This is a genomic window from Clostridium sp. YIM B02506, from assembly GCF_022324845.1.
Taxonomy (GTDB): domain Bacteria; phylum Bacillota; class Clostridia; order Clostridiales; family Clostridiaceae; genus Clostridium_T; species Clostridium_T intestinale.
Genome location: NZ_JAKGTG010000008.1, coordinates 57,521 through 77,975 on the forward strand (window position 1 = coordinate 57,521; position 20,455 = coordinate 77,975).

General features: G+C 29.2%; 21 protein-coding genes. 9 read left to right on the forward strand and 12 right to left on the reverse strand.

The window, feature by feature from the left end:
* Positions 1–79: 79 nt before the first annotated feature.
* From L1S49_RS08475 to L1S49_RS08485, 3 genes are all read right to left on the reverse strand, one after another.
* Complete coding sequence (locus L1S49_RS08475) at positions 80–925, reverse strand: Spo0B domain-containing protein (RefSeq protein ID WP_238903546.1); 846 nt, start codon at positions 923–925, stop codon at positions 80–82.
* 138 nt (positions 926–1,063) lie between these two features.
* On the reverse strand, positions 1,064–1,639 hold the full coding sequence (locus L1S49_RS08480; protein WP_238903547.1) for a cupin domain-containing protein: 576 nt from the start codon (positions 1,637–1,639) through the stop codon (positions 1,064–1,066).
* Between the two features lie 60 nt (positions 1,640–1,699).
* Positions 1,700–2,236 (reverse strand): hypothetical protein, encoded by a 537-nt coding sequence (locus tag L1S49_RS08485; protein ID WP_238903548.1) that lies wholly within the window; start codon positions 2,234–2,236, stop codon positions 1,700–1,702.
* 222 nt (positions 2,237–2,458) lie between these two features.
* Here L1S49_RS08485 and L1S49_RS08490 point away from each other — a divergent pair, with 222 nt between their 5' ends.
* Positions 2,459–3,094 carry a hypothetical protein gene (locus tag L1S49_RS08490; protein WP_238903549.1) on the forward strand — a complete coding sequence of 212 codons (636 nt, stop codon included), beginning with the start codon at positions 2,459–2,461 and terminating at the stop codon, positions 3,092–3,094.
* Positions 3,095–3,144: 50 nt separating this feature from the next.
* Here the strand turns inward: L1S49_RS08490 and L1S49_RS08495 are convergent, their stop codons facing one another.
* Both L1S49_RS08495 and L1S49_RS08500 read right to left on the reverse strand, forming a co-directional pair.
* Positions 3,145–6,558, reverse strand: coding sequence for an ABC transporter permease (locus tag L1S49_RS08495; protein WP_238903550.1), 3,414 nt, complete (start codon positions 6,556–6,558; stop codon positions 3,145–3,147).
* A gap of 12 nt (positions 6,559–6,570) precedes the next feature.
* Positions 6,571–7,272, reverse strand: a complete 702-nt coding sequence (locus tag L1S49_RS08500) for an ABC transporter ATP-binding protein (RefSeq protein WP_021800734.1) — start codon at positions 7,270–7,272, stop codon at positions 6,571–6,573.
* A gap of 230 nt (positions 7,273–7,502) precedes the next feature.
* On the opposite strand from L1S49_RS08500, the gene L1S49_RS08505 reads away from it, so the two are divergent.
* Together L1S49_RS08505 and L1S49_RS08510 are read left to right on the forward strand one after the other, a co-directional pair.
* A complete protein-coding gene (locus tag L1S49_RS08505) occupies positions 7,503–8,078 on the forward strand; it encodes a TetR/AcrR family transcriptional regulator (RefSeq protein WP_238903551.1) in 576 nt (191 codons plus the stop codon).
* Between the two features lie 177 nt (positions 8,079–8,255).
* Positions 8,256–9,005: a DUF975 family protein gene (locus tag L1S49_RS08510; RefSeq protein ID WP_073018384.1), complete on the forward strand. Its 750-nt coding sequence runs from the start codon at positions 8,256–8,258 to the stop codon at positions 9,003–9,005.
* Positions 9,006–9,080: 75 nt separating this feature from the next.
* Here the strand turns inward: L1S49_RS08510 and L1S49_RS08515 are convergent, their stop codons facing one another.
* On the reverse strand, positions 9,081–10,043 hold the full coding sequence (locus tag L1S49_RS08515; RefSeq protein ID WP_238903552.1) for a tRNA-dihydrouridine synthase family protein: 963 nt from the start codon (positions 10,041–10,043) through the stop codon (positions 9,081–9,083).
* Positions 10,044–10,193: 150 nt separating this feature from the next.
* Here L1S49_RS08515 and L1S49_RS08520 point away from each other — a divergent pair, with 150 nt between their 5' ends.
* The 3 genes from L1S49_RS08520 to L1S49_RS08530 all read left to right on the forward strand — a co-directional run bounded on the left by L1S49_RS08520 (position 10,194) and on the right by L1S49_RS08530 (position 13,097).
* Positions 10,194–10,649, forward strand: a complete 456-nt coding sequence (locus L1S49_RS08520) for a hypothetical protein (protein WP_238903553.1) — start codon at positions 10,194–10,196, stop codon at positions 10,647–10,649.
* Positions 10,650–10,745: 96 nt separating this feature from the next.
* Entirely contained in the window at positions 10,746–11,423 is a 678-nt protein-coding gene (locus tag L1S49_RS08525; RefSeq protein WP_238903555.1) for a response regulator transcription factor, read from the forward strand.
* Positions 11,424–11,426: 3 nt separating this feature from the next.
* Positions 11,427–13,097: a HAMP domain-containing sensor histidine kinase gene (locus L1S49_RS08530; RefSeq protein WP_238903557.1), complete on the forward strand. Its 1,671-nt coding sequence runs from the start codon at positions 11,427–11,429 to the stop codon at positions 13,095–13,097.
* A gap of 60 nt (positions 13,098–13,157) precedes the next feature.
* Here the strand turns inward: L1S49_RS08530 and L1S49_RS08535 are convergent, their stop codons facing one another.
* Positions 13,158–13,814: a DUF6796 family protein gene (locus L1S49_RS08535; RefSeq protein WP_238903558.1), complete on the reverse strand. Its 657-nt coding sequence runs from the start codon at positions 13,812–13,814 to the stop codon at positions 13,158–13,160.
* A gap of 364 nt (positions 13,815–14,178) precedes the next feature.
* On the opposite strand from L1S49_RS08535, the gene L1S49_RS08540 reads away from it, so the two are divergent.
* From L1S49_RS08540 to L1S49_RS08550, 3 genes are all read left to right on the forward strand, one after another.
* Positions 14,179–14,295 (forward strand): helix-turn-helix transcriptional regulator, encoded by a 117-nt coding sequence (locus L1S49_RS08540; RefSeq protein ID WP_238903559.1) that lies wholly within the window; start codon positions 14,179–14,181, stop codon positions 14,293–14,295.
* Positions 14,296–14,508: 213 nt separating this feature from the next.
* Entirely contained in the window at positions 14,509–14,856 is a 348-nt protein-coding gene (locus L1S49_RS08545) for a hypothetical protein (RefSeq protein ID WP_238903560.1), read from the forward strand.
* A gap of 153 nt (positions 14,857–15,009) precedes the next feature.
* Positions 15,010–15,195, forward strand: a complete 186-nt coding sequence (locus tag L1S49_RS08550) for a hypothetical protein (protein ID WP_238903561.1) — start codon at positions 15,010–15,012, stop codon at positions 15,193–15,195.
* 70 nt (positions 15,196–15,265) lie between these two features.
* Here L1S49_RS08550 and L1S49_RS08555 read toward each other — a convergent pair whose 3' ends face one another.
* The 5 genes from L1S49_RS08555 to L1S49_RS08575 form a co-directional block, all read right to left on the reverse strand.
* Positions 15,266–16,381, reverse strand: coding sequence for an SLC13 family permease (locus L1S49_RS08555; RefSeq protein WP_238903562.1), 1,116 nt, complete (start codon positions 16,379–16,381; stop codon positions 15,266–15,268).
* 183 nt (positions 16,382–16,564) lie between these two features.
* A complete protein-coding gene (locus L1S49_RS08560; RefSeq protein ID WP_238903563.1) occupies positions 16,565–17,386 on the reverse strand; it encodes an ABC transporter ATP-binding protein in 822 nt (273 codons plus the stop codon).
* On the reverse strand, positions 17,386–18,417 hold the full coding sequence (locus L1S49_RS08565) for an iron chelate uptake ABC transporter family permease subunit (protein WP_238903565.1): 1,032 nt from the start codon (positions 18,415–18,417) through the stop codon (positions 17,386–17,388). Before L1S49_RS08565 ends, L1S49_RS08560 begins: the two co-directional genes overlap by 1 nt.
* A complete protein-coding gene (locus L1S49_RS08570) occupies positions 18,414–19,412 on the reverse strand; it encodes an iron chelate uptake ABC transporter family permease subunit (protein ID WP_238903567.1) in 999 nt (332 codons plus the stop codon). The genes L1S49_RS08565 and L1S49_RS08570 overlap by 4 nt, the downstream gene beginning before the upstream one ends.
* Positions 19,409–20,440, reverse strand: coding sequence for an iron-siderophore ABC transporter substrate-binding protein (locus L1S49_RS08575; protein WP_238903568.1), 1,032 nt, complete (start codon positions 20,438–20,440; stop codon positions 19,409–19,411). The genes L1S49_RS08570 and L1S49_RS08575 overlap by 4 nt, the downstream gene beginning before the upstream one ends.
* Between the last annotated feature and the right edge of the window lie 15 nt (positions 20,441–20,455).

Sequence of the window (20,455 nt, forward strand, 5' to 3'; positions counted from 1 at the left end):
AAAATACAATACCATCACTAGGAAGACTTATTAATATAAACTCTCTAAACAATACATTTTTTAATCCAAAATGTCATTACTAACTCTTTTTAGGCAACGTTACTTCAAAACATGTCCTATTTTCATCTGATTTCACAATTACTTTTCCAGCTGAATTTTCAACAATCTCCTTAACAATTGATAACCCAAGACCCTCACCCTTAATTCCCTTAGTTGTAAAACCTTCATCAAATATTTTATCTATAATCTCTTTAGATATTACATCACCATTATTTGATATATTTATTTTTATATTTTCTAAATCTTCCATAAATTCAACTAACATATATCTATTATCTGGTTTTAATTTTAATGCAAATATCCCATTATCTATTATGTTTCCTATTACTCTGCAGAACTCCCAAGGTTCAACATTAAGATGTTTTAAATCACTTTTTATTTCTAATTCCATATCAATTTTATTTTTTTCTGCCATTTGAAGTTTTGCCTGAAGCAGTGCATTTACAGCAGGTTTTGAGGTCTTTAATGCCTTACTAACTCTTACTATGTCCTTGTATACTGGCTCTATATAATTTCTTGCTTCGTCATACTCTTCTAACTCCATAAGTGAGTATATAACTTGAATATGGTTTAAATAGTCATGTCTTTGAGATCTCAAAGTCTTATTGAGATTTTCAAGATATTTTATTGTATCTATTAAATTAGTACTACCTTTTTTAAATAAAAGATTATAAAATATAATACCAGTAATAATACTATTTATTCCTATACTTACTGCTATTACATAAATAATAAAATTACCATCTATAATGTATGAGTTTTTATTCTTGTAGTAGATAAATAATGTTATAAATATGACCTGTATAAAATTTAATACTATAGATACCAAGACTATTTTAGAGATATTGTAACTCTGCTTTTTCATTCTTCTGCACTTCCTAGCTTCCATATTTATTGTATATACATTTTACCATATTTTTCTTTTAATATCTTATTTGTTATAAACAAAAATAAGGAAATCCTATTATCTATTTAATAAGACTTCCTTATTTTAATAATCTCGTTAATTAACTGCTTCTTCTGCAGCTTCCGCCATTGCTTTAGTTTTGTGAACAGTTCCATGGGGATGCTGTGGTGGTGCATATATTGAATACAGCTTAAGTGGTGTATCTCCAGTATTAATCAAATTATGCCATTTTCCTGCTGGCACCATTATTGCAAAACCATCACTAACTCTTCTTTGAAAATCTAAATTTTCACGACTATCTCCCATCTGCACAATTCCACTGCCTTCTTCAATTCTAAGAAATTGATCATGAGTTGTGTGGACTTCCAAACCTATATCTTCACCAACGTTTATACTCATTAAGGTTACTTGTAGATTCTTTCCGGTCCATAAAGCTGTACGATAATTATTATTTTCAAGTGTCATCTCTTCTATGTTTCCTGCAAATGGCTCTGGACCGTAGTCCATTAAATTCATTTGACTGTCGCTTCTTTTTAAATCATCCATATCATCAAGAAATGGATGGTGCATTTTAATGAATCCTTTAGACATTCTTAATTCATCAAAGTATTGGTACATATTATAAGTGTTATATGGATCATAATAGAATGGATTGATGTAGTTTCTATACATATTTTTATTCCTTTCATCGATATATACCACTATAATATTTTAATACTTAAATGATTGTTACTAACTTATCACAAAATAGGTTTCTATATAATTAACCATCTGATCTCCAAGTGTTAAATAGTAATATACAGGTACTAAATACCCTGAATAAAATAATTTTTTTGCCTCTTCTTGGTTTAACTGCAATTGTCTTATTAAATTTTGCTGTTGTCTTATACTTATTATATAACTTTCTGCTATAAATGAAACTTCTTCTGCAAAAAATACATCTGGAAATGAATCTTTATATGTAATTTTATGTTGCTCTAAATTTCTTTTAGATTTATTAATTTCATTTAAATAAGACTCTAGATCTTTGTTTAATCCTTGTAATTCCTCATTAGTTGAACTCTCTTTTATAGCCACAACAATTAAATTTGCTCTTATTCTTTTTATATTTTCTAAGTTTTTAATAATTTCATCTTTCCCTTTTAAATCCTCTATCTTTGCTCCATACGGCATTGTTTCTACTGATATAGACTTAGCATATACTATATTATTCATGGCTAACATCATAAATATCACTGATAATAGTAAACAACTTATTTTTCTTTTCATATCCCTAATCTCCTTATATATTATTACAACCTTATTTTGTCCTATATAAGTTTCTTAATACTAATTCATATTAAAGAAATATTGATTAAGTAAAACCCTATATAATATTCTGTAAAGTTATGCTAAAATATAATTTCTCTGGTATAACTTAAAACTAATGAAAACGTATTATGTTAGGTTATACTAAAAACAGAATATTAAATATATGATAGGAGTTTTACAATGGATAATACTAATTTCTTAGAAATCTTAGGTTATATTGCTTCTTTAATAGTTCTAATTTCACTACTAATGAGTTCAATAATAAGGCTTAGATGGATTAACTTATTGGGATCAGCTGTTTTTTCTCTATATGGTTTTTTGATAGGAGCTTTTCCTGTAGGTTTTATGAACCTATGTATCTGCATCATTAATATATATTATCTTTATAAAATTTATGGAACAAAAGAATATTTTAAAATTCTTCCTCTTAAGGATAATTCACAATATCTTGATTATTTTTTAGATTTTTATAAAAATGATATTAATAAATACAGTAATTTAAATGCTTTTAATTCAATCGACGAATCAATCAGTTTTTTTATTTTAAGAAACCTAGTACCAGCTGGAATTTTTATTGCCTCTAAACACGATGATAAAACTCTTAAAATAGAACTGGATTTTGTTATTCCTGAATATAGAGATTTTAAAATAGGAGCTTTTATATATGAAGCTAATAAAAGCTATTTTTTAGATAAAGGGTACTCAAGATTTATCTGCTACTCGTCAAGTGATACTCATATAAAATACCTAAAAAAGATGGGATTTAAAGAGGTATCAGAGAATGATACAAACACTTTTGTTAAATCTATTTCCTAATTTTTTTAAATATAAAGAGATAGCCTTTTAAGACTATCTCTTTATATTTATTATTCAACTGACTTTAATGCATCAATCATATTTACACTCTTTAGTTTAATATGCATCATAATCATAACCAAAAGTGAAAATAACAAAGTTATAAGTCCCGAATATATATAACTACTAATATATATATCAGGGAACATCATCATGATGTCCGTTTCTGCAGTATTTATTATAAAGATATATAATATTCTTCCCATAAATGAACCTGCGAGTATTCCTAATAAGGTTAATATCACATTTTCTCTTAAAATGTACATTGTAACCTCATTATCAAAAAATCCTAATACTTTTATAGTGGATAACTCTCTTATACGTTCAGATACATTTATGTTGGTCAAGTTATACAGTACTATAAATGCTAAGCTACCTGAAGAAATGATTATAACTAACATTACCAAATTAAGTTTGCTTGCAGAATCTTTACTTGCATTTGATATTGTTGATGTTAATGTTACATTTATTACTTTTTTACAATCCATAAGTTTAGTTGATATTTCATCTTCTTTTCCATCAGCTGAATCTAATTTCAAGAATTGTGCATTATATACTGCCTTCTCCCCAAATATCTGCTCATAGTATGATGGAGACATATAGATGAAATGAGCAAAATAATTTTCTGCTATTTCTTCAACCTTTACTGTATACGAATTATTATCTTCATCCTTCATAGTAATCATATTTCCAACGGATGCCTTTAGAAGTTTGGCTAACTTCTCGTTAATAATTACACCGTTATCTGATAACTTGTATTCTTCTTTTGTTTTTCTATCATGTAAACTTAAAAACTCATTTAAGCTTTCTCCCTCTTGTGGCACATACATACTAACAGTTTGTTTATTCATTCCTTCTTTACTAAAGGTTACTGATTGTTGATGTATGTTTATACTATTTTGATATCCTTCAATCTTATTTAAAGCTTCATTATATTCTTTATTGTCTTCTTCATTATGCTCATCATTAAAAATCACAATAGCTTGATATTTCCATATGTTATCAAACTGTTTCCCTATAACCACATTGTTGGCGTTTAGAAGTGCAAATCCGGTAACAAGCATCGCCATACACCCTGCTATTCCAAACACAGTCATTATCATACGTTGCTTATATCTGAAAATGTTTCTAAGTGTAACCTTTTGATTAAAGTTTAGTCTTTTCCAAAGTATTGTAATTCTCTCTAAGAATATTTTTTTACCTAATTTAGGTGCCTTAGCTTTCATTAAATTAGATGGATTTTCTTGCAGCTCTACCTTTAATACAAATAAAGATGCTCCAACTGTACATATTATTGATGCTGCTAGAGATTGAATTATATAAGCAGGATAATAATATATTTTAAGAGCTGGTAAGCTAAACATCATTCCGTAAGCATTATTAATTACATATGGGAATACATTACTTCCTAATAATATTCCAAAAATGCCTCCAAAGATACTAGCTAATGCCGCATAAATTACAAACTTTCTAGATATCTCTAAATCACTATATCCTAAAGCCTTAAGAGTTCCTATTTCAACCCTGTTTTCTTCCACCATTCTTGTCATAGTAGTTAAACAAATTAATACTGCAAGTAAGAAGAAAAATACAGGAAATACTTTAGCAATGTTGTCTATGCTTTTTATAGCATCTTTAAATCCACCATATCCTGGATTATCAGTTCTATCAAAGAAATAATACTTACTCTTATCTAAATCTTTTAACTTATCTTTTTCTTTATCTATTTTTACTCTTGCATCAACTAATTTTTGCTTATTTTCATTTATTTCTTTTTCACCATTAATAAGCTTTTTCTCTGCATCTTCTAAATCTTTTTTTGCCTTATTAAGTTCTGATATTCCTTGCTTTTTACCATCTTCAAGCTCTTTTTGCCCCTTAGATAATTCTATTTTTGAATTATCTATCTGCTTTTGAGCTTCTTGAATTTGTAACTTACCATCATTAAGTACTTTTAGCTGTGTTTCATATTGTACTTTACCTTGCTGATATTGATTGATTCCACCAACTAAAGTTGTAAGTTTAGTTATATTTTCTCCCAAAACCTTACTTGCAGAGTCAATACCATTAGCTATATTAATAGCTAAACTAACATTACTTGGATTTTGCTCTAATCCACTTACTAAAGTACTTAAGTCTTGTAATCCTAAGTTAGGATTTGATATTATAGCTTTCCAGTATTGAATTTTATCTTGAGGAATCTCCTCTCCATCTTTAATCTTACTAGTTGTATCTCTTATATCCTTAGATAGAGAACCGTAAGTAGCATTTAAAGTATTAAGTGAGGATATTTGATTCTCATATTCACTAGTCCCTTTATCAGGATCAATACCTTGCTTTATAAACTCATCTTTAGCTTTATCTATTTGAACCTTAGCTTGATTAAGCTGATTTTCTCCATCAATTAGCTTTTGCTTTTGTTTATTAAGTTCAGCTTGCCCGTCATTAAGCTGCTTTTCACCATCTTTTAGTTTTAGTTCGCCATCTTTAATTTTCTTTTCGTAATCTTTTAAACCTTGTTCATACTGTTTTTTACCATCGTTAAGTTTTACTTTGCCATCGTCTATTTCTTTTTGTGCATCTCTAAGTTTAATTTCTCCATCTTCTATTTCTTTATAACCTTTATCTAATTCTACCTTAGCATCTGATTTTATTTCTTCTATTCTTTCTACTACTCTGTTAGAAAATAAACTTTCAAGATACTGACTATTTTCTTCCATTTTGTCTTTATATTCATCGCTATATCCATTAACGCCTTGTACATTTTTGAATCTCACATAGATTTCGGTATATACATCCATGGATATATCTGAACTATTTAATACCCCAAAGTAATCAATACTTCCTTTTCCTACAGAAGTTGTACCTCTAGATTCTTTTTCTATATACATTGGATTTTTAACAAATCCAACCACCTTAAAGGTATTTTCCTTAAAGTATTTCATAGTATCTTCATCAGCATCTACTTTATAGGTATCCCCTATTTTCAAGTTATCATCTAAATTGAGGACTTTCTCATCTAATGCTATTTCTCCACTATTTTCAGGCAATCTTCCTTCTACAATAATAGGAGTGTTTATAACTTTAGAATTGTTGGGATCATAGGTCATAAATTTTACTACACTATTTTTACTTATAAGATTTACATCTACGCTATGTGTCCCATAATAGTCTAATATTTTATCATTATCTTTAAGTAAATCTAGATCCTTATCTGTAAGTCCTATACTAGATACAATCTTACTATCCATAAGATTTTGGTTACTGTAGAAATTGCTTATAGATGCTTTCATATCTGGTCCACTTGACTTTATACCAGAATAGAAAGCTACACCTAAAAATATTATTGCTAATATTGAGGCAAATCTTGCTTTTGACGATGCTATCTCTCTTACTATTGATTTTCTATATGCACTATTTTTCATTTTTCTCCACCTCTACCATTCTATCTCTTCAATTGGTACAGGATTTTCATTAACTTCAACACTTCTAACTTTGGCATCATTGATTTTTATTACCCTATTTGCAATAGGTGCAATGGCTGAATTATGAGTTATAACTATAACTGTTGTACCTGTGTCTTTACAGGTATCTTGTAGTGTTTTTAAAATTTGTTTTCCTGTTTTATAGTCAAGAGCTCCTGTTGGTTCATCACAAAGTAGTAATTTAGGATTCTTTGCAATAGCTCTTGCTATTGACACTCTTTGCTGCTCTCCCCCAGATAACTGTGCTGGGAAATTGTCTTTTCTATGCCCAAGTCCAACTAATTCAAGTGTATTGTCCACATCTAATGCATTTTTTGAAATTTGTGCAGCAAGCTCTACATTTTCCTTTGCAGTTAAATTCTGTACCAGGTTATAAAATTGAAACACAAAACCTACATCATGCCTTCTATATCTAGTAAGTTCTTTTTTATTAAACTTTGATATATCAGTATCATCAATTATAATTTTACCTTCATCACAAGTGTCCATGCCTCCAAGTATATTAAGTACTGTTGATTTTCCTGCACCACTAGGTCCTAAGATTATAACAAACTCTCCCTTTTTAATGGAGAAATTAATTCCGTTGTTTGCTACAACAGTGTTATCTCCAATTTTGTATCTTTTATGCTCATCAATAATTTGTATATACGACATTTTCTCCCTCCATTTTCTTTAGTAATTCTTCTATTTATACTAAGAGTTATTAAATAGACATATTGTTGATTCAATAGTACAATATTAGTATAGTTAATTAGAAAGCTACTGACAATAATCATATAAATTTTTATTGTTATTAAATGTACATAAATTTTATAATTGTTTAATTGATAATATTTTATTCATAAATATCTAGTTAAATAAGTTCTATAAAAAGGAGGATATACATGCCTGGAGTTAAAGGAAATCGTAGAATTTTGTACACAAAAAATATAATTAAAGAAAGCTTAATAGAGCTACTTGAAACTAAAGAAATTCATCAAGTTACTGTTACTGATATATGCAAAAAAGCTGATATTAACAGAGGAACATTTTATAGTCATTATAAAGATGCTTTTGATCTTCTTCAATCAATGGAAGATGAATTATTTAATCAAGTTATTGTGTATCTCACTGAAATTCCGGTTGAGGATTATACCGACATACTTTTAATTAAAGTCTTTGAATTAATTGCGGAAAATAAAGAACTTTGCAAAGTACTATTTTGTAAACAAAACGATAGTAAAATACTAGATCGCATTCTTTATGTAGCTAATAAAGCAAATTTAGATAAAATAATTAATACTCCAGGTTTCACTGATGCATATTTAAATTACTTATTAAAATATGCAATAGGTGGTATTATTGCTGTTGTACAAACTTGGTTAGAAAATGATTTAGTTGAATCTCCTAGAGAACTCCTTGCAATTATTAATAATATTAATAGGTTTAGTAGCAGTAATTTTGCTCAAAATCTCAAATAACTTAGAAAATTTAAGTAATTGAAAGCAATTTAAACCTATTTGTATCTAATAGCTTATTTCAACTAAAAACAACATCCTTCTATATATTTAATAACTTGTTTTAAGTTATTAAATACCATATAATATCATCATAGCAATTATTTAAATAGTTCGATTAATAATTTTATGGAGGATAATATGTGGTCTAGAAAAGAATTAAAAAGCAAAGCTAAAGAAGTTTTAAGAAGAGGATATTTGAGTGCATTTGGAGTTAGTATAGTTATAACCCTAGCTGAAGGTGGTTGGAATTCTAGGTCTAATTATAGATCTAGATTTTCAATTGAAAACCCTGATAATATAAACTCAGTTTTTCATTATTTCATCAATTGGAAAATTATTTCTATGTTATTAATCTTTTTTCTAATTGCATTGGTACTACGTATTCTTATTGGATACTGCCTTGAAGTTGGAGGAAGAAGATACTTCATTAAATCCGCTCAATATGATGATAATACAAGATGTTTGCGTTTTGGATTTCAAGATGGGAATTACAAAGGTATAACAACTACAATGTTAGTTAAAAATATTTATATTTTCCTTTGGACTTTACTCTTAATTATTCCTGGTATAATTAAATCCTACGCTTATAGCATGGTTCCATATATTCTTGCTGATAATCCTAATATAGGGATTAATAAAGCTATTGAGTTAAGTAATGATATGACTAGAGGTCATAAACTTGATATGTTTGTGTTGGACCTATCCTTTATAGGATGGTATTTGCTTGGAATATTAGCTCTAGGAGTTGGCGTGCTATTTGTTAATCCTTACTTTAATGCTACAAATGCAGAACTTTATTTGGTTTTAAGAAAAGAAGCCTTAAATAATAATTTGTGTAGTTATGAAGATTTAGCATTAGTTTCATCTAATTCAAACGATATTTGGTAATACAATTTAATCTATCTTAAGTAAAGACTGCCTATAATTAAGCAGTCTTTATTTTAATCTTATATCTTCTTATAACTATTGATTATAAAACAATCCCGCCCCCTGTATAATCTCTTGCTCCTCAAATAGGCTCAAAATAGCTTCATTATACTCAGCAAGCTTTTGTGCTTTCTTAATTTTCTTGCCATATTTTTTGTTATCTGAAAAAATATAAATCATATATCCCCATAATTCTTTCATTCTGAATATGGCATTTTTCTCTTCATTAAATATCTCTATATACTTTTTGAAAATCTCATCATGGAAATCTTTTAAATCCACTTTATCCAAAGTACTATTGTCTTTTATAAGGTTTATTAGGCAAGGATTAGCTAATACCCCTCTTCCAAGCATTACTTTGTCTACCGTTTGAAACTCCTTTGTGAATTTATTATAATCTTCCTTTGTGAATATATCTCCATTGTAGCATATGGTATTAGTACTTAATGATAATGCATCTTTAAAAACTTCTAAATTAGGTTTATTTCCATAAAAGTCTTCCCTAGTTCTTGGATGAATGATTAGCTCTTCTATAGGATACTTATTATATATTTTAATAAGTTCATAAAATTCCTCCGGGCTCTCTTTTCCTATTCTAGTTTTTATAGAAATTTTCATATCATCTATTTTAAATATATCATCTAAAAATCTATCAAGTTCTTCTCTTTTAGCTAAAAATCCTGAACCTCTATTTTTTGAAACAACAGTCCCAGCTGGACATCCTAAATTCAAATTCACCTCATTATAACCTAGTTGCTTAAATTTCATAGAGGTTTCAATAAATCCTTCTGAATCGTTAGTTAATATCTGAGGAACCATGTTTATCCCCTTATTGTTTTCAGGTAAAATATCTCTAAGTTCTTTAGTTTTAAGACTTCTACTCTTGTTTGGTGTAATAAAAGGGGCAAAGTATTTATCAATATTTCCAAAAATCCTCTCATAAGAATTTCTATATATGTATCCTGTAATTCCTTCCATTGGTGCTAAATAAAATTTCATCTACTAACTCCTTTATCTCTTTCTAGAGAATATTATATCAGCCTTCCTTTTTCTTATCTACCCACTTCTCATCATAAGCTTGTTTACAATAAATTTCCTATAGTTTATTATGGAAATATATCCAAATTATCTTATGGAAGGACTGTTTATATGAAAAGAAAGCATTTTGTATTTTTATCTACTATTATTTCCATACTTATAATTTCAACATTGGTTTATAGATCAATAAATACAGTAAATATAGTTAATATACCTGCAAATACATTAGATAAAATATTTTCAGAAAATATAAAAGCTGAGTTAAATAAAAGAGAAGATTTAAGATCCATTTTTATAGATGAAATAGACTACACACGAGAGATAATTGTTTGTGAAGAAAAAGGCAACAAAGTTTATATACATGCCTGGCTTAATTGTTCTGGACATAGTTCTGATGACCCAACTCTTACTAAAGCAAAATATCCTGCTATAATAACCTTAGAAAAAGATAAAAATGATTATATATTTAATAAACTAGAGCTTTCAACACTAGATGAAGGTTCAGAGGCAATAAAAATATTCCCCTATAGAATAAGAAATAATTATATAAAAGATAAAATCATGTAGAGTTGGAGTTAATATAATATCTCCAACTTTATTTTTACACTAATTAGGATACAGAAAGGATATATTAATCTGTTAACATATCCTTGGAGGTGAAAAATGGTATATAAATTTTTATTAGTTGAAGATGACAAAGAAATAATAGAAATCATAACTGATTACTTTACCTCAAAAAGCTGCGGTAAATTCGAGGTATACTCAGCTGAAACTGGTAATGAAGGTTATGAAAAATGTATTGAAAATGAATATGATGCAGTGCTTTTAGATGTTATGCTTCCAGAGCTTGATGGTTTTACAATATGTAAGGAACTTAGAAAAAATAGTGATGTTCCTATTATCTTTTTAACAGCAAGAACTAATGAACAAGATAAATTATATGGTTATAACCTTGGTTGTGATGATTATATATCTAAGCCATTTTCATTAGCAGAACTTTACGCAAAGGTTACAGCTTTAATCAGACGTACAAAAGGTACTATAAGAAATGACATCATGATCTCTGGAAAAATAAAATTGAACCCTTATCGCTACACAGTTTTTGTAGAGGATAAAGAAATCACCTTAGCTCCTATTGAATTTACTTTATTAAAAATACTAATGGAGAATCGTGGTAAGATAATGAGCCGAGAAACTCTTTTGATCCGAGTGTGGGGATATGACTTTGAAGGTAATGATAGAGTTGTTGATAATCATATAAAGAAACTTAGAAAGTCTCTTGGAGCTGCATCTAATCAAATCAAAACCATTATTAAAGTTGGTTATAGATTGGAGGATTAGAAGTTGAAAGAAAATCAAACAAAGAGAACAATTTATGTGCGTACTTTTTCTTCTTTATTTACAGCATACCTTATACTTATGATAGGGTTTAGTATATTTCTTATAAATAAGGAGAAAAAAGTACAAGAATTACAGTTTAACTCGTTAGCATTACAGATTAATCATACAGCTAATAATATTATCAAAGATAATATTACAGACTTTCCTAAGCTAAAAAGAAAAATGATAGGAAGTTTATCTTTTTATGCTAACTCTGGAACAGAAATTGGAATATTCACAAGTAACTATAATCTAATTTTTAATACTAGTGACTACTTAATATGTAGCTATCCAGAATATGAAGAAGGAAATACTTCATATGATGGATATGCTTACTTAAACCCTAGTGATTGGTTTAGCGAATATGACGTATCGGAATTAAAAAACTATCTATTTATTGAACCAAAGGCAGAAAAAGCTGGAGATATTTCTAGCTATTCATTACTCTTAGAGGGCTTTTGGCTTAAAAATGAAATGATTATTCCTGATAAAATAAGTGTAACCCCTATGTATGTTAATAAAATAGAGGAAAATGGTGGTATAATATCATCCTCAGGTGCTACAGTTACTAAAGTATTTTATAATATTAATGATAAAAATACTGCGGGCTTACCATATTTTAAATTTGGAGCTATTCAAAATATCCATAAAAATTCTACTAATAATACTGAATTACGCAATGTAGTATCCAGTAGTGAAAATTTAAAGAAAATGATTAAGGAATCAGTATCTATATCCACTGAAAAAATTGCTCTATTTACCTATAGATATTATTATCCTATGCCTTATGAAGATACATTAAAAACATTAACCTTCGATGGTGAAAATTATTATAGCGAGTATTGGACAGTTTGTGCTACTGAAGTTAATTTATTAAAACTCACTTATCCAACATTAATATTTGTATGGATAAGTTGCTTCGTAACATTTTTTATAGCTGCTCTTATCATATCTACCCAAAGCTGCAAGCTTTATAAAAGGAGAGATGACTTAGAAAAATATAGAATAGAGACAACAAATGCACTAGCACATGATTTAAAAACACCCCTAAGTATCATATCAGGTTATGCTGAAAATCTTATAGAGAATGTTAATACAGAAAAAAAAGATCATTATGCTGCAAATATTCAAGCTAACGTAAAACGTATGGACAAGATAGTTCTAGGTATGATTGAATTATCAAAATTAGAATCTGATTCCTTTAAAATCAAATATGAAGATGTTTCTCTTTCTGAGGTATGCGATAAATTAATTAATCACTATAGTCCAATCTGTGATGAGAAACAAATTGTTATAAATATGGAGGGTGATGAGGTTATAAAAGCTGATTTTGCATTAATGGAGAGAGTTATTAATAACTTTTTTGTAAATGCACTTGAACATACTCCTAATAGTGGGTCAATTAATATCACTATAAATGAAGATATTCTTGAGTTCTACAACAGTGGAAGTCATATACCTGAAAAAGAATTAACTGAAATATGGAAACCATACAAAAAAGTTGATTCCTCTCGTAGTAATACTAAAGGTACAGGACTAGGTCTTTCTATATCCAGTAAAATACTTGAATTATATAATTTCTCCTATGGCGCAAAAAATTATGATAATGGGGTAATTTTCTGGTTTAAGTGGTAGCAAATATATAAAAAAACTCCTAAGCTAATAAAAGGCTTAGGAGTTTTTTTGATTTAAACATTATATAAGCACTTTATCTTTTTGTTTAAGAATAACCAATTGACATATAAAAAATGTTAAGGTTGATATATTAAGAAAAGCTGGAGCAATAAATCCTCCAATAGGATAAGGCAGTACCAACATCATAAGAAAAACACAAATTAAAATGCCAACTGGATTTAAAAATGCCATCCATTTAGGATACAAGGTTTCATACCTTATAATAATTATTATATATAAAAGGGAACTAACTGTAGCTTCTACGCCTATTATAATTAATGTTATAAGCCAATAATTATCGAACATTTTCATCATATCTCTAACTATCAGATTAGAAGCCCCAGTTTCATAATAAAGTCTCCACCCACTTGCAATATATGCATAAGCTATATGAAATCCTACAGCTAACATTAATGCATGTGCAGTTGAAATGACTACTGTAAGTGACTTAAATTTACCTGCCGGCTTAAGAGCATAATAAACCATACCTAATCCAGCTATTTGAAATGGAATTACTATAACTCCAAGAAATGTACCAACAGTTATTCTCCATTGCGATAATCCAGCCATGCTTTCAGTGCCAAGTTTCAAAAAATCCATAGCACTATTAGGCCTACCTATTAATATAAAGTCACTTATTATAGTTATTATTACAGCAATAATGCCTATTAATCCCATACGAAATATTATTTTAAATTCTTTTGTTTCTTTTATAATTCTACCCTTATATAACTAAGTTAAATAAAACTCGCTATATATTTTCCTTTCCATATATATTTAAATATAGTTTATTTAAATTACACATTATATTCATCTTAATATCTTTTACAGTATACTATACCAATTTATCCTATTACAACTTTTTCAACCTCTAGAGTTAAAGTTCCAATATTAATAGTATAATAATCTTATGATAAATAGAAAAATATTCTTATTAAATTTAAACTTGCAACTATAGGTTGCGAATATTCAAGGTTTATTTGGTAGTGGTGAATTGTCATAATTAGTATACTGATAATACTAAAATAAGGGAGGTCTTATTATGACATTAGGCAAAAGAATACAAGAACTTAGAAAACAGAATAATTTTTCTCAGGAGCAATTAGCGGAAAAACTTGAGGTTTCAAGACAGGCTATTTCAAAATGGGAGTTAGATTAGTCGATTCCAGATACAGATAAAATAATTCAATTAAGCTACTTATTTAGAGTTTCAACAGACTATCTTCTTATAGAAGGATTAACTCTACCTTCAAAAGTAAATACTGATAACTCAACTAATACATCTTCTTTAGATTGCTATAAGGATTTTATTGGGCGTTGGGTAAAGATATTTTTAGATGACAGGGGTTTTGGAGGACTTTATCAAGTAGCTATGCTTAATACTGATGATGATTACCTACTTTTCCATGATAAAAAAGGCAAAAAAGGAATATTAAAAATTAAAAGCATTCTTTCAATTTCAGATGCAGATATATACAAAAAAACTTCAACAAAGATACCAGACATATACTTAGATAACCTGCCTTTATCAAGTCCTCTTAAATACTTTGAAGGTAAACGCTGCATGATTCGTTATATATGTAAATCAATGTTTACTACACCACAAGGGCATTTTGATGTTTTGGTGGAGAAAATAACTCATGATGAAATTCTAATAAATAATAAAAATAAAAAGAGTATCATAAAGCTTAATAGAATTCTTATGATAAATGAAAGATAGGAGCTATAATTAACCTTTTTAGAACTTATATTTCACATATTCCCTTTTTATTTTATGTAATGCCATATTTTTTTAGCATCAAATTCTCTCAAGTTTTAGTGTACATAAAAACTAACCATATGTACAAAATAACTTTGAAGGTGGTGATATAGTATGGCTAATAAAAATAATAATTCAAACTTTAAACAACAAAATAGTTGCTCATCTTCTAAGGATCAAGGTAGCACATTTAATTCAGAGAATGAGAGCAAAATTGCTAGTCAATATAAAAATGTTGAACCTCTTCCTGAATCCTTCCGTCCAAGAAGAGATGGTCCTGGAGGAGAGGATGGAGAATAATTTATCCTAAATTAAAAACAAGTGACGCTATCCCTGAATATCGTCACTTGTTTTTTACAGATATTATTTACTATATTGGTAAAAATACAAACACTAAAAATAAGGCTCCAAATACTAACAAACTTCCAAAATTGTATTTTGTAAATTTAGATAAATACTTTTTCCCATCATACTCTTTAATGTAAATTTTATAAGATATCAAACTTGCTAGTGAAGCTATAATTGTACCCATTCCTCCAACATTAACACCAATTAATATAACTTGCCATGAAGTAGTAAATTTTGATAAAAGAATAGCACACGGTACATTACTTATTAACTGGCTAAAAAATATTGCAGAGAAATACACTCCAATATTATTACTTAATAAGATTTTCATAATCTCATTTATACTTTTCATATTAGAAATATTTCCTATTGAAATAAAAAAACATACAAAAGTCAATAAAAGTACATAGTCTAACTCTTTAAATAAACTTCTTTTTATAATTAATGTTACAATAATTGTTGTAATAAAAGCTACCCTATAATCAATAACATTAAAAACTGACAAGAGTATAAATATAAATAAAATACAGTATATTATTGCAACTTTTTTATTTCTAACTTCTATTTTGTCTAATTCAAACTCTAGTTCAGAATCCTCAACTCTATTATTTAAAATAAATAACCACAACATTCCTGCCACAGCTATTAATATTGTGATTTTAAAAAATGTCAGGATATTTATATTAAAAAATGAAAAAAGATATAGATTTTGTGGATTTCCCATAGGTGTAAAACTACTTCCTATATTAGCTGCTAAAGTTTCTAAAATTACTATCTTAATAGGATCAAATTTAGCTTTTTTAGCAATAATCATAGTTAATGGTACAAAAGTTATAAGTGCAACATCATTAGTTATAAACATTGAAAAAACAAAACATAAACTAATTAATATACCAGAAATCATTCTAAGATTTTTATTCTTTCTTAAAATCCCAATAGCTATCTTGTCCAATAATTGTACATTTTCAAAAGCAGCTATTACTATCATTAGATTGAAAAGAAGCATCAATACTGGAAAATCAATATAACTTAATTTAGGACTAATTATTATGGATGTAACGATAGATAAAGCAAATGTAATGCTAAATACCATCTCTGCTTTCATCATTGTCATTGCTTTATTAAAAAAATATTTCATATTATAAATTCCCCCAATACTTACTTCAAAACAGCATTTTTCATTATATCACAGTTAAATTTATTTACAAAATGAATTTTCTCACTGAATGTTTATAATAAATTAATTAAACCTAATTTTTATCTTTAAACCACAAAACAAGTGATAATATTAAACATATAATCACTTGTCTCTTCAATAAATCTATTTACTTTTATCTGATGTATTAGCATGGTGTCTTCCTCTTGGTACAATAAAAGGTGAATCAGACACTGGATCTTGTATAACTACACAATCCAAATCAAATACAGTATCTATTAATTCTGAAGTTATAACCTCTTCCGGTGTTCCTTGACTAATTAATTTACCTTTACGTAGAGCAAATATATAATCAGCATATCTAGCAGATAAATTTATATCATGAAGTACCATCACAATAGTAGTTCCTCTTTTACGATTTAGGTCTGTTAATAAATCAAGAATCTCTACTTGGTACGCTATATCAAGATAAGTGGTTGGTTCATCTAAAAGAAGTATATCTGTCTGCTGGGCAAGAGCCATTGCAATCCATACTCTTTGACGTTGACCACCTGATAACTCATCTACACTACGGTTAGCAAGTTCTGTTATTCCCATGATTTCAAGTGCTTCTTCTATGGCATTAAAATCTGTTTTATCCATACTTTTTAAAAATGATTGATATGGATATCTACCTCTTGAAACTAAATCCCAAACAGTTATTCCTTCTGGAACTATTGGGGATTGAGGAAGTAAACCTAAAACTTGTGCTAATTGCTTAGAAGGTATTGAAGTAATCTTCTTACCATCAATTACAATATCTCCTGAAACAGGTTTAATAAGTCTAGCAAGTGTTTTAAGTAGGGTTGATTTACCGCATGCATTAGCACCTATAATAACGCTAATCTTATTACTCGGAATAGTTATATCAATTCCATCTATTATAATCTTTTTATCATATCCAGTTACTACTTTTTTTGCTTCAAATAACGGTTGTTTTTTAGTCATTATGCCTGACCCCTCCTATTTATAACTATTAATAGAAACAGCATATATGGCGCTCCTAAAATCCCTGTAATTACTCCAACAGGGAATCTTGTACCAAATGCAAATTGACCAATAAGATCTGCACTAAGTACTAATAAAGCTCCAACTAGCCCTGCTGATAAAACATTTGGCGATCCCAGTCCAACAAGCCTTGCTGCTATTGGTCCAGCTAAAAATGCTACAAAAGATATAGGGCCTGTAACAGCAGTTGAGAAAGCTATTAGAAATACAGCACTAAGAATCAGCATAATTCTTACTACATTAATTCTAACCCCAAGTGTAGTTGCAAACTCATCCCCTAATTCTAATACCTGAAGCTGTTTTGTTAAGCATAAAATAGTAATTCCAAATACAACAACAACGACAAATAAAAATGGTACGTCTTCAATAACCATTCCATTTAAACTTCCATTTAACCATCTAAGTGCAGTTGGTACATCATGCTGTGATGATTTTGCAAGCAAATATGATATTAGAGCATTTATCATTGCCTGCATTCCAATTCCTATAAGTATAAGTCTTCCACCTGAAAATCCTGAACCTTTAGATAACACATATATAAGTGATGCCACTAGAATTCCAGAAACTACTGCGGCTATAGAAACACCAGTCCCACTTATACGAAGAACTAATATACAGAAAACCGCTGCTACACTAGAACCTGAACTTATACCTATAATATCGGGACTTGCTAATGGATTCCTTAACATAGTTTGAAATGTATTTCCTGCTATACCAAAAGCCAATCCAGCTAAAAGTCCACAAAGCATTCTCGGTAAACGTAGAGTTCCTATAGTAAAGGTCGCCCCTTGTATCTGTTCTCCACTAAGAACTCTTATAACCGTATTTAAATCATAAATATTTTTACCATATACAAGCATAATGCCACACAATAGTAAAGTTAATACAATCAAAATAATATTGACGCTAATCAAACGAGTTTTTCTTCTAGTATAACCTTGTCTAATCGTATTGTGATTAGTTTGTATCATATAGCTCTCACCTTCGCTTTCCTAGCAATCATAATAAGAATTGGTGCTCCAATAAATGCTGTAATAATTCCTACCTGAACTTCACCTGGACTTCCAATTACTCTTCCAATAACATCTGAAATTATTAAAAGAGCTGCACCTCCAATAGCTGATAAAGGAACTATTCCATTTAAGTTTGAACCAAAAATAAGACGTATAGTGTGTGGTATCATTAATCCTATAAAGGCTATAGGACCAGCTATTGCTGTAGTTGCACCAGATAATATAACTCCTGCAACTGCACAAATAATTCTAATAATACCTATATTTACACCTAAACCAGTTGCAACATCGTCCCCTAAAGCTAATACATTTAATGCTGGTGTTGCTGCTATACTTATTATTAATCCAACTATTACAAAAGGAAGTATCAATCTAATACTATCCCAATTAGCTCCACCTATACTCCCAACCTGCCAAAATCTAAACTTATCCATAGCATCACTTCTTGGAAGTATAATTGCACTTACTAAAGAAGTTAAGACTGCACTAGTAGCAGCCCCTGCTAAAGCAAGTTTAATAGGCGTCGCTCCTCCATTTCCAATAGAACCAATAAAATAAACAACCACTGCTGTTATCCCTGCTCCAGCCAGCGCTAGCCAAATATATTGATTTGCTGAGTTGATATTAAAATATGCTATTCCTATTACAACAAACAAAGATGCCCCTGTATTAACACCTAAAATACTGGGGTCAGCTATTGGATTCCTTGTTATAGATTGCATAAGAGCTCCTGATATTCCAAGAGAAGCTCCTGCCATAATACCAAAAATTGTTCTCGGGATACGCTCACGAACCACTAATGCAGAAAAGGACAAATCAGTAGAATTTAGTAAGGCATTAATAGCCTCACTAAATCCTACATTTTTTGATCCCCATGCTAGTGATGCAAGCACACATAAACCTAGAAAAAGAATACTCCCTAAATATATTCCTATTGTTTTTGTAAGCTTCATTTAACTTTATCTGTTGCCTCTCCGATTAGCTTTAAATATTCATCTATAGTTGCAGGAATAGATAATGCACTTGGAGTAGCTGCTGCTGCTAAATCTGAAGTTTCATCAATTAACGCTACAGATCCATTTTTAATTGCTGGAAGTGTTCCTAATAACTTATCAGCTTGAAGTTGTTTTAATAATTCAGCATTTCCATAAGCAACAATTACTTCAACGTCTGCTAATTTATCAATATTTTCTGAACTAATTGTAAGAGCAAAACTATCCGAAGATTTTGCAAGTTCTTTAACACTATCAGCTTCTACTAATCCAAGGTCATTTAAGAACGCCGCACGTGGATCTGTTGAAGTATATATGTAGAACTTACTTAAATCAGTTGGACTAAAGTAACAGAAAGCAACTTTTTTACCTTTAATGCTAGGATACTCAGCAGTTTTGTCTGCTATTAACTTATCTAATTCTGAAACTAATTTAGTTCCCTCATCTTTTTTACCCATTGCAGTTGCATTAGTTGTTATTTGATCTCTCCAATATGTTTGCCATGCAAGTTTAGGATAAGCAACAACAGGGGCTATTTTGCTTAACATATCATATTCTTCTTGAGTAAGACCTGAATATGCAGCTAATATAACATCTGGATTAGCATTACTTATAGCCTCATAATCTAAACCATCAACGTCATCAAATACAACTGGTTTGTCTACTCCTAAATCAGTGAACTTTTTATCTGTCCATGGTAATAATCCTTTTTCAGTGACTTTACCATAGTTAGCTTTGGATATACCAGCTGGTACAACTCCTAACGCTAAAGGTGTATCTGGATTCCCCCAAGAAATTGCAACAACATTTTTAGGTTCTTCTTTTATTACAGTTTCACCATAAGCATGTTTAATTGTTATTGGATAAGAAACAGAAGAAGCAGTGTCGCCTCCCTTAGATGTATCTTCAGTTTTGTTTGCTTTGCTAGCACAGCCAGTTACTAATAAAGCACAAGCAAGGATTATAGTAGTTAGTCCTTTTAGTTTCATTTTAAATCTCCCTCC

What these genes read in the sequence shown, in the direction of transcription:
- L1S49_RS08475 (WP_238903546.1), bottom strand. Translation starts at nt 925, where the DNA reads ATGAAAAAGCAGAGTTACAATATCTCTAAAATAGTCTTGGTATCTATA.
- L1S49_RS08480 (WP_238903547.1), bottom strand. Translation starts at nt 1,639, where the DNA reads ATGTATAGAAACTACATCAATCCATTCTATTATGATCCATATAACACT.
- L1S49_RS08485 (WP_238903548.1), bottom strand. Translation starts at nt 2,236, where the DNA reads ATGAAAAGAAAAATAAGTTGTTTACTATTATCAGTGATATTTATGATG.
- L1S49_RS08490 (WP_238903549.1), top strand. Translation starts at nt 2,459, where the DNA reads ATGGATAATACTAATTTCTTAGAAATCTTAGGTTATATTGCTTCTTTA.
- L1S49_RS08495 (WP_238903550.1), bottom strand. Translation starts at nt 6,558, where the DNA reads ATGAAAAATAGTGCATATAGAAAATCAATAGTAAGAGAGATAGCATCG.
- L1S49_RS08500 (WP_021800734.1), bottom strand. Translation starts at nt 7,272, where the DNA reads ATGTCGTATATACAAATTATTGATGAGCATAAAAGATACAAAATTGGA.
- L1S49_RS08505 (WP_238903551.1), top strand. Translation starts at nt 7,503, where the DNA reads ATGCCTGGAGTTAAAGGAAATCGTAGAATTTTGTACACAAAAAATATA.
- L1S49_RS08510 (WP_073018384.1), top strand. Translation starts at nt 8,256, where the DNA reads ATGTGGTCTAGAAAAGAATTAAAAAGCAAAGCTAAAGAAGTTTTAAGA.
- L1S49_RS08515 (WP_238903552.1), bottom strand. Translation starts at nt 10,043, where the DNA reads ATGAAATTTTATTTAGCACCAATGGAAGGAATTACAGGATACATATAT.
- L1S49_RS08520 (WP_238903553.1), top strand. Translation starts at nt 10,194, where the DNA reads ATGAAAAGAAAGCATTTTGTATTTTTATCTACTATTATTTCCATACTT.
- L1S49_RS08525 (WP_238903555.1), top strand. Translation starts at nt 10,746, where the DNA reads ATGGTATATAAATTTTTATTAGTTGAAGATGACAAAGAAATAATAGAA.
- L1S49_RS08535 (WP_238903558.1), bottom strand. Translation starts at nt 13,814, where the DNA reads ATGGGATTAATAGGCATTATTGCTGTAATAATAACTATAATAAGTGAC.
- L1S49_RS08540 (WP_238903559.1), top strand. Translation starts at nt 14,179, where the DNA reads ATGACATTAGGCAAAAGAATACAAGAACTTAGAAAACAGAATAATTTT.
- L1S49_RS08545 (WP_238903560.1), top strand. Translation starts at nt 14,509, where the DNA reads ATGCTTAATACTGATGATGATTACCTACTTTTCCATGATAAAAAAGGC.
- L1S49_RS08550 (WP_238903561.1), top strand. Translation starts at nt 15,010, where the DNA reads ATGGCTAATAAAAATAATAATTCAAACTTTAAACAACAAAATAGTTGC.
- L1S49_RS08555 (WP_238903562.1), bottom strand. Translation starts at nt 16,381, where the DNA reads ATGAAATATTTTTTTAATAAAGCAATGACAATGATGAAAGCAGAGATG.
- L1S49_RS08560 (WP_238903563.1), bottom strand. Translation starts at nt 17,386, where the DNA reads ATGACTAAAAAACAACCGTTATTTGAAGCAAAAAAAGTAGTAACTGGA.
- L1S49_RS08565 (WP_238903565.1), bottom strand. Translation starts at nt 18,417, where the DNA reads ATGATACAAACTAATCACAATACGATTAGACAAGGTTATACTAGAAGA.
- L1S49_RS08570 (WP_238903567.1), bottom strand. Translation starts at nt 19,412, where the DNA reads ATGAAGCTTACAAAAACAATAGGAATATATTTAGGGAGTATTCTTTTT.
- L1S49_RS08575 (WP_238903568.1), bottom strand. Translation starts at nt 20,440, where the DNA reads ATGAAACTAAAAGGACTAACTACTATAATCCTTGCTTGTGCTTTATTA.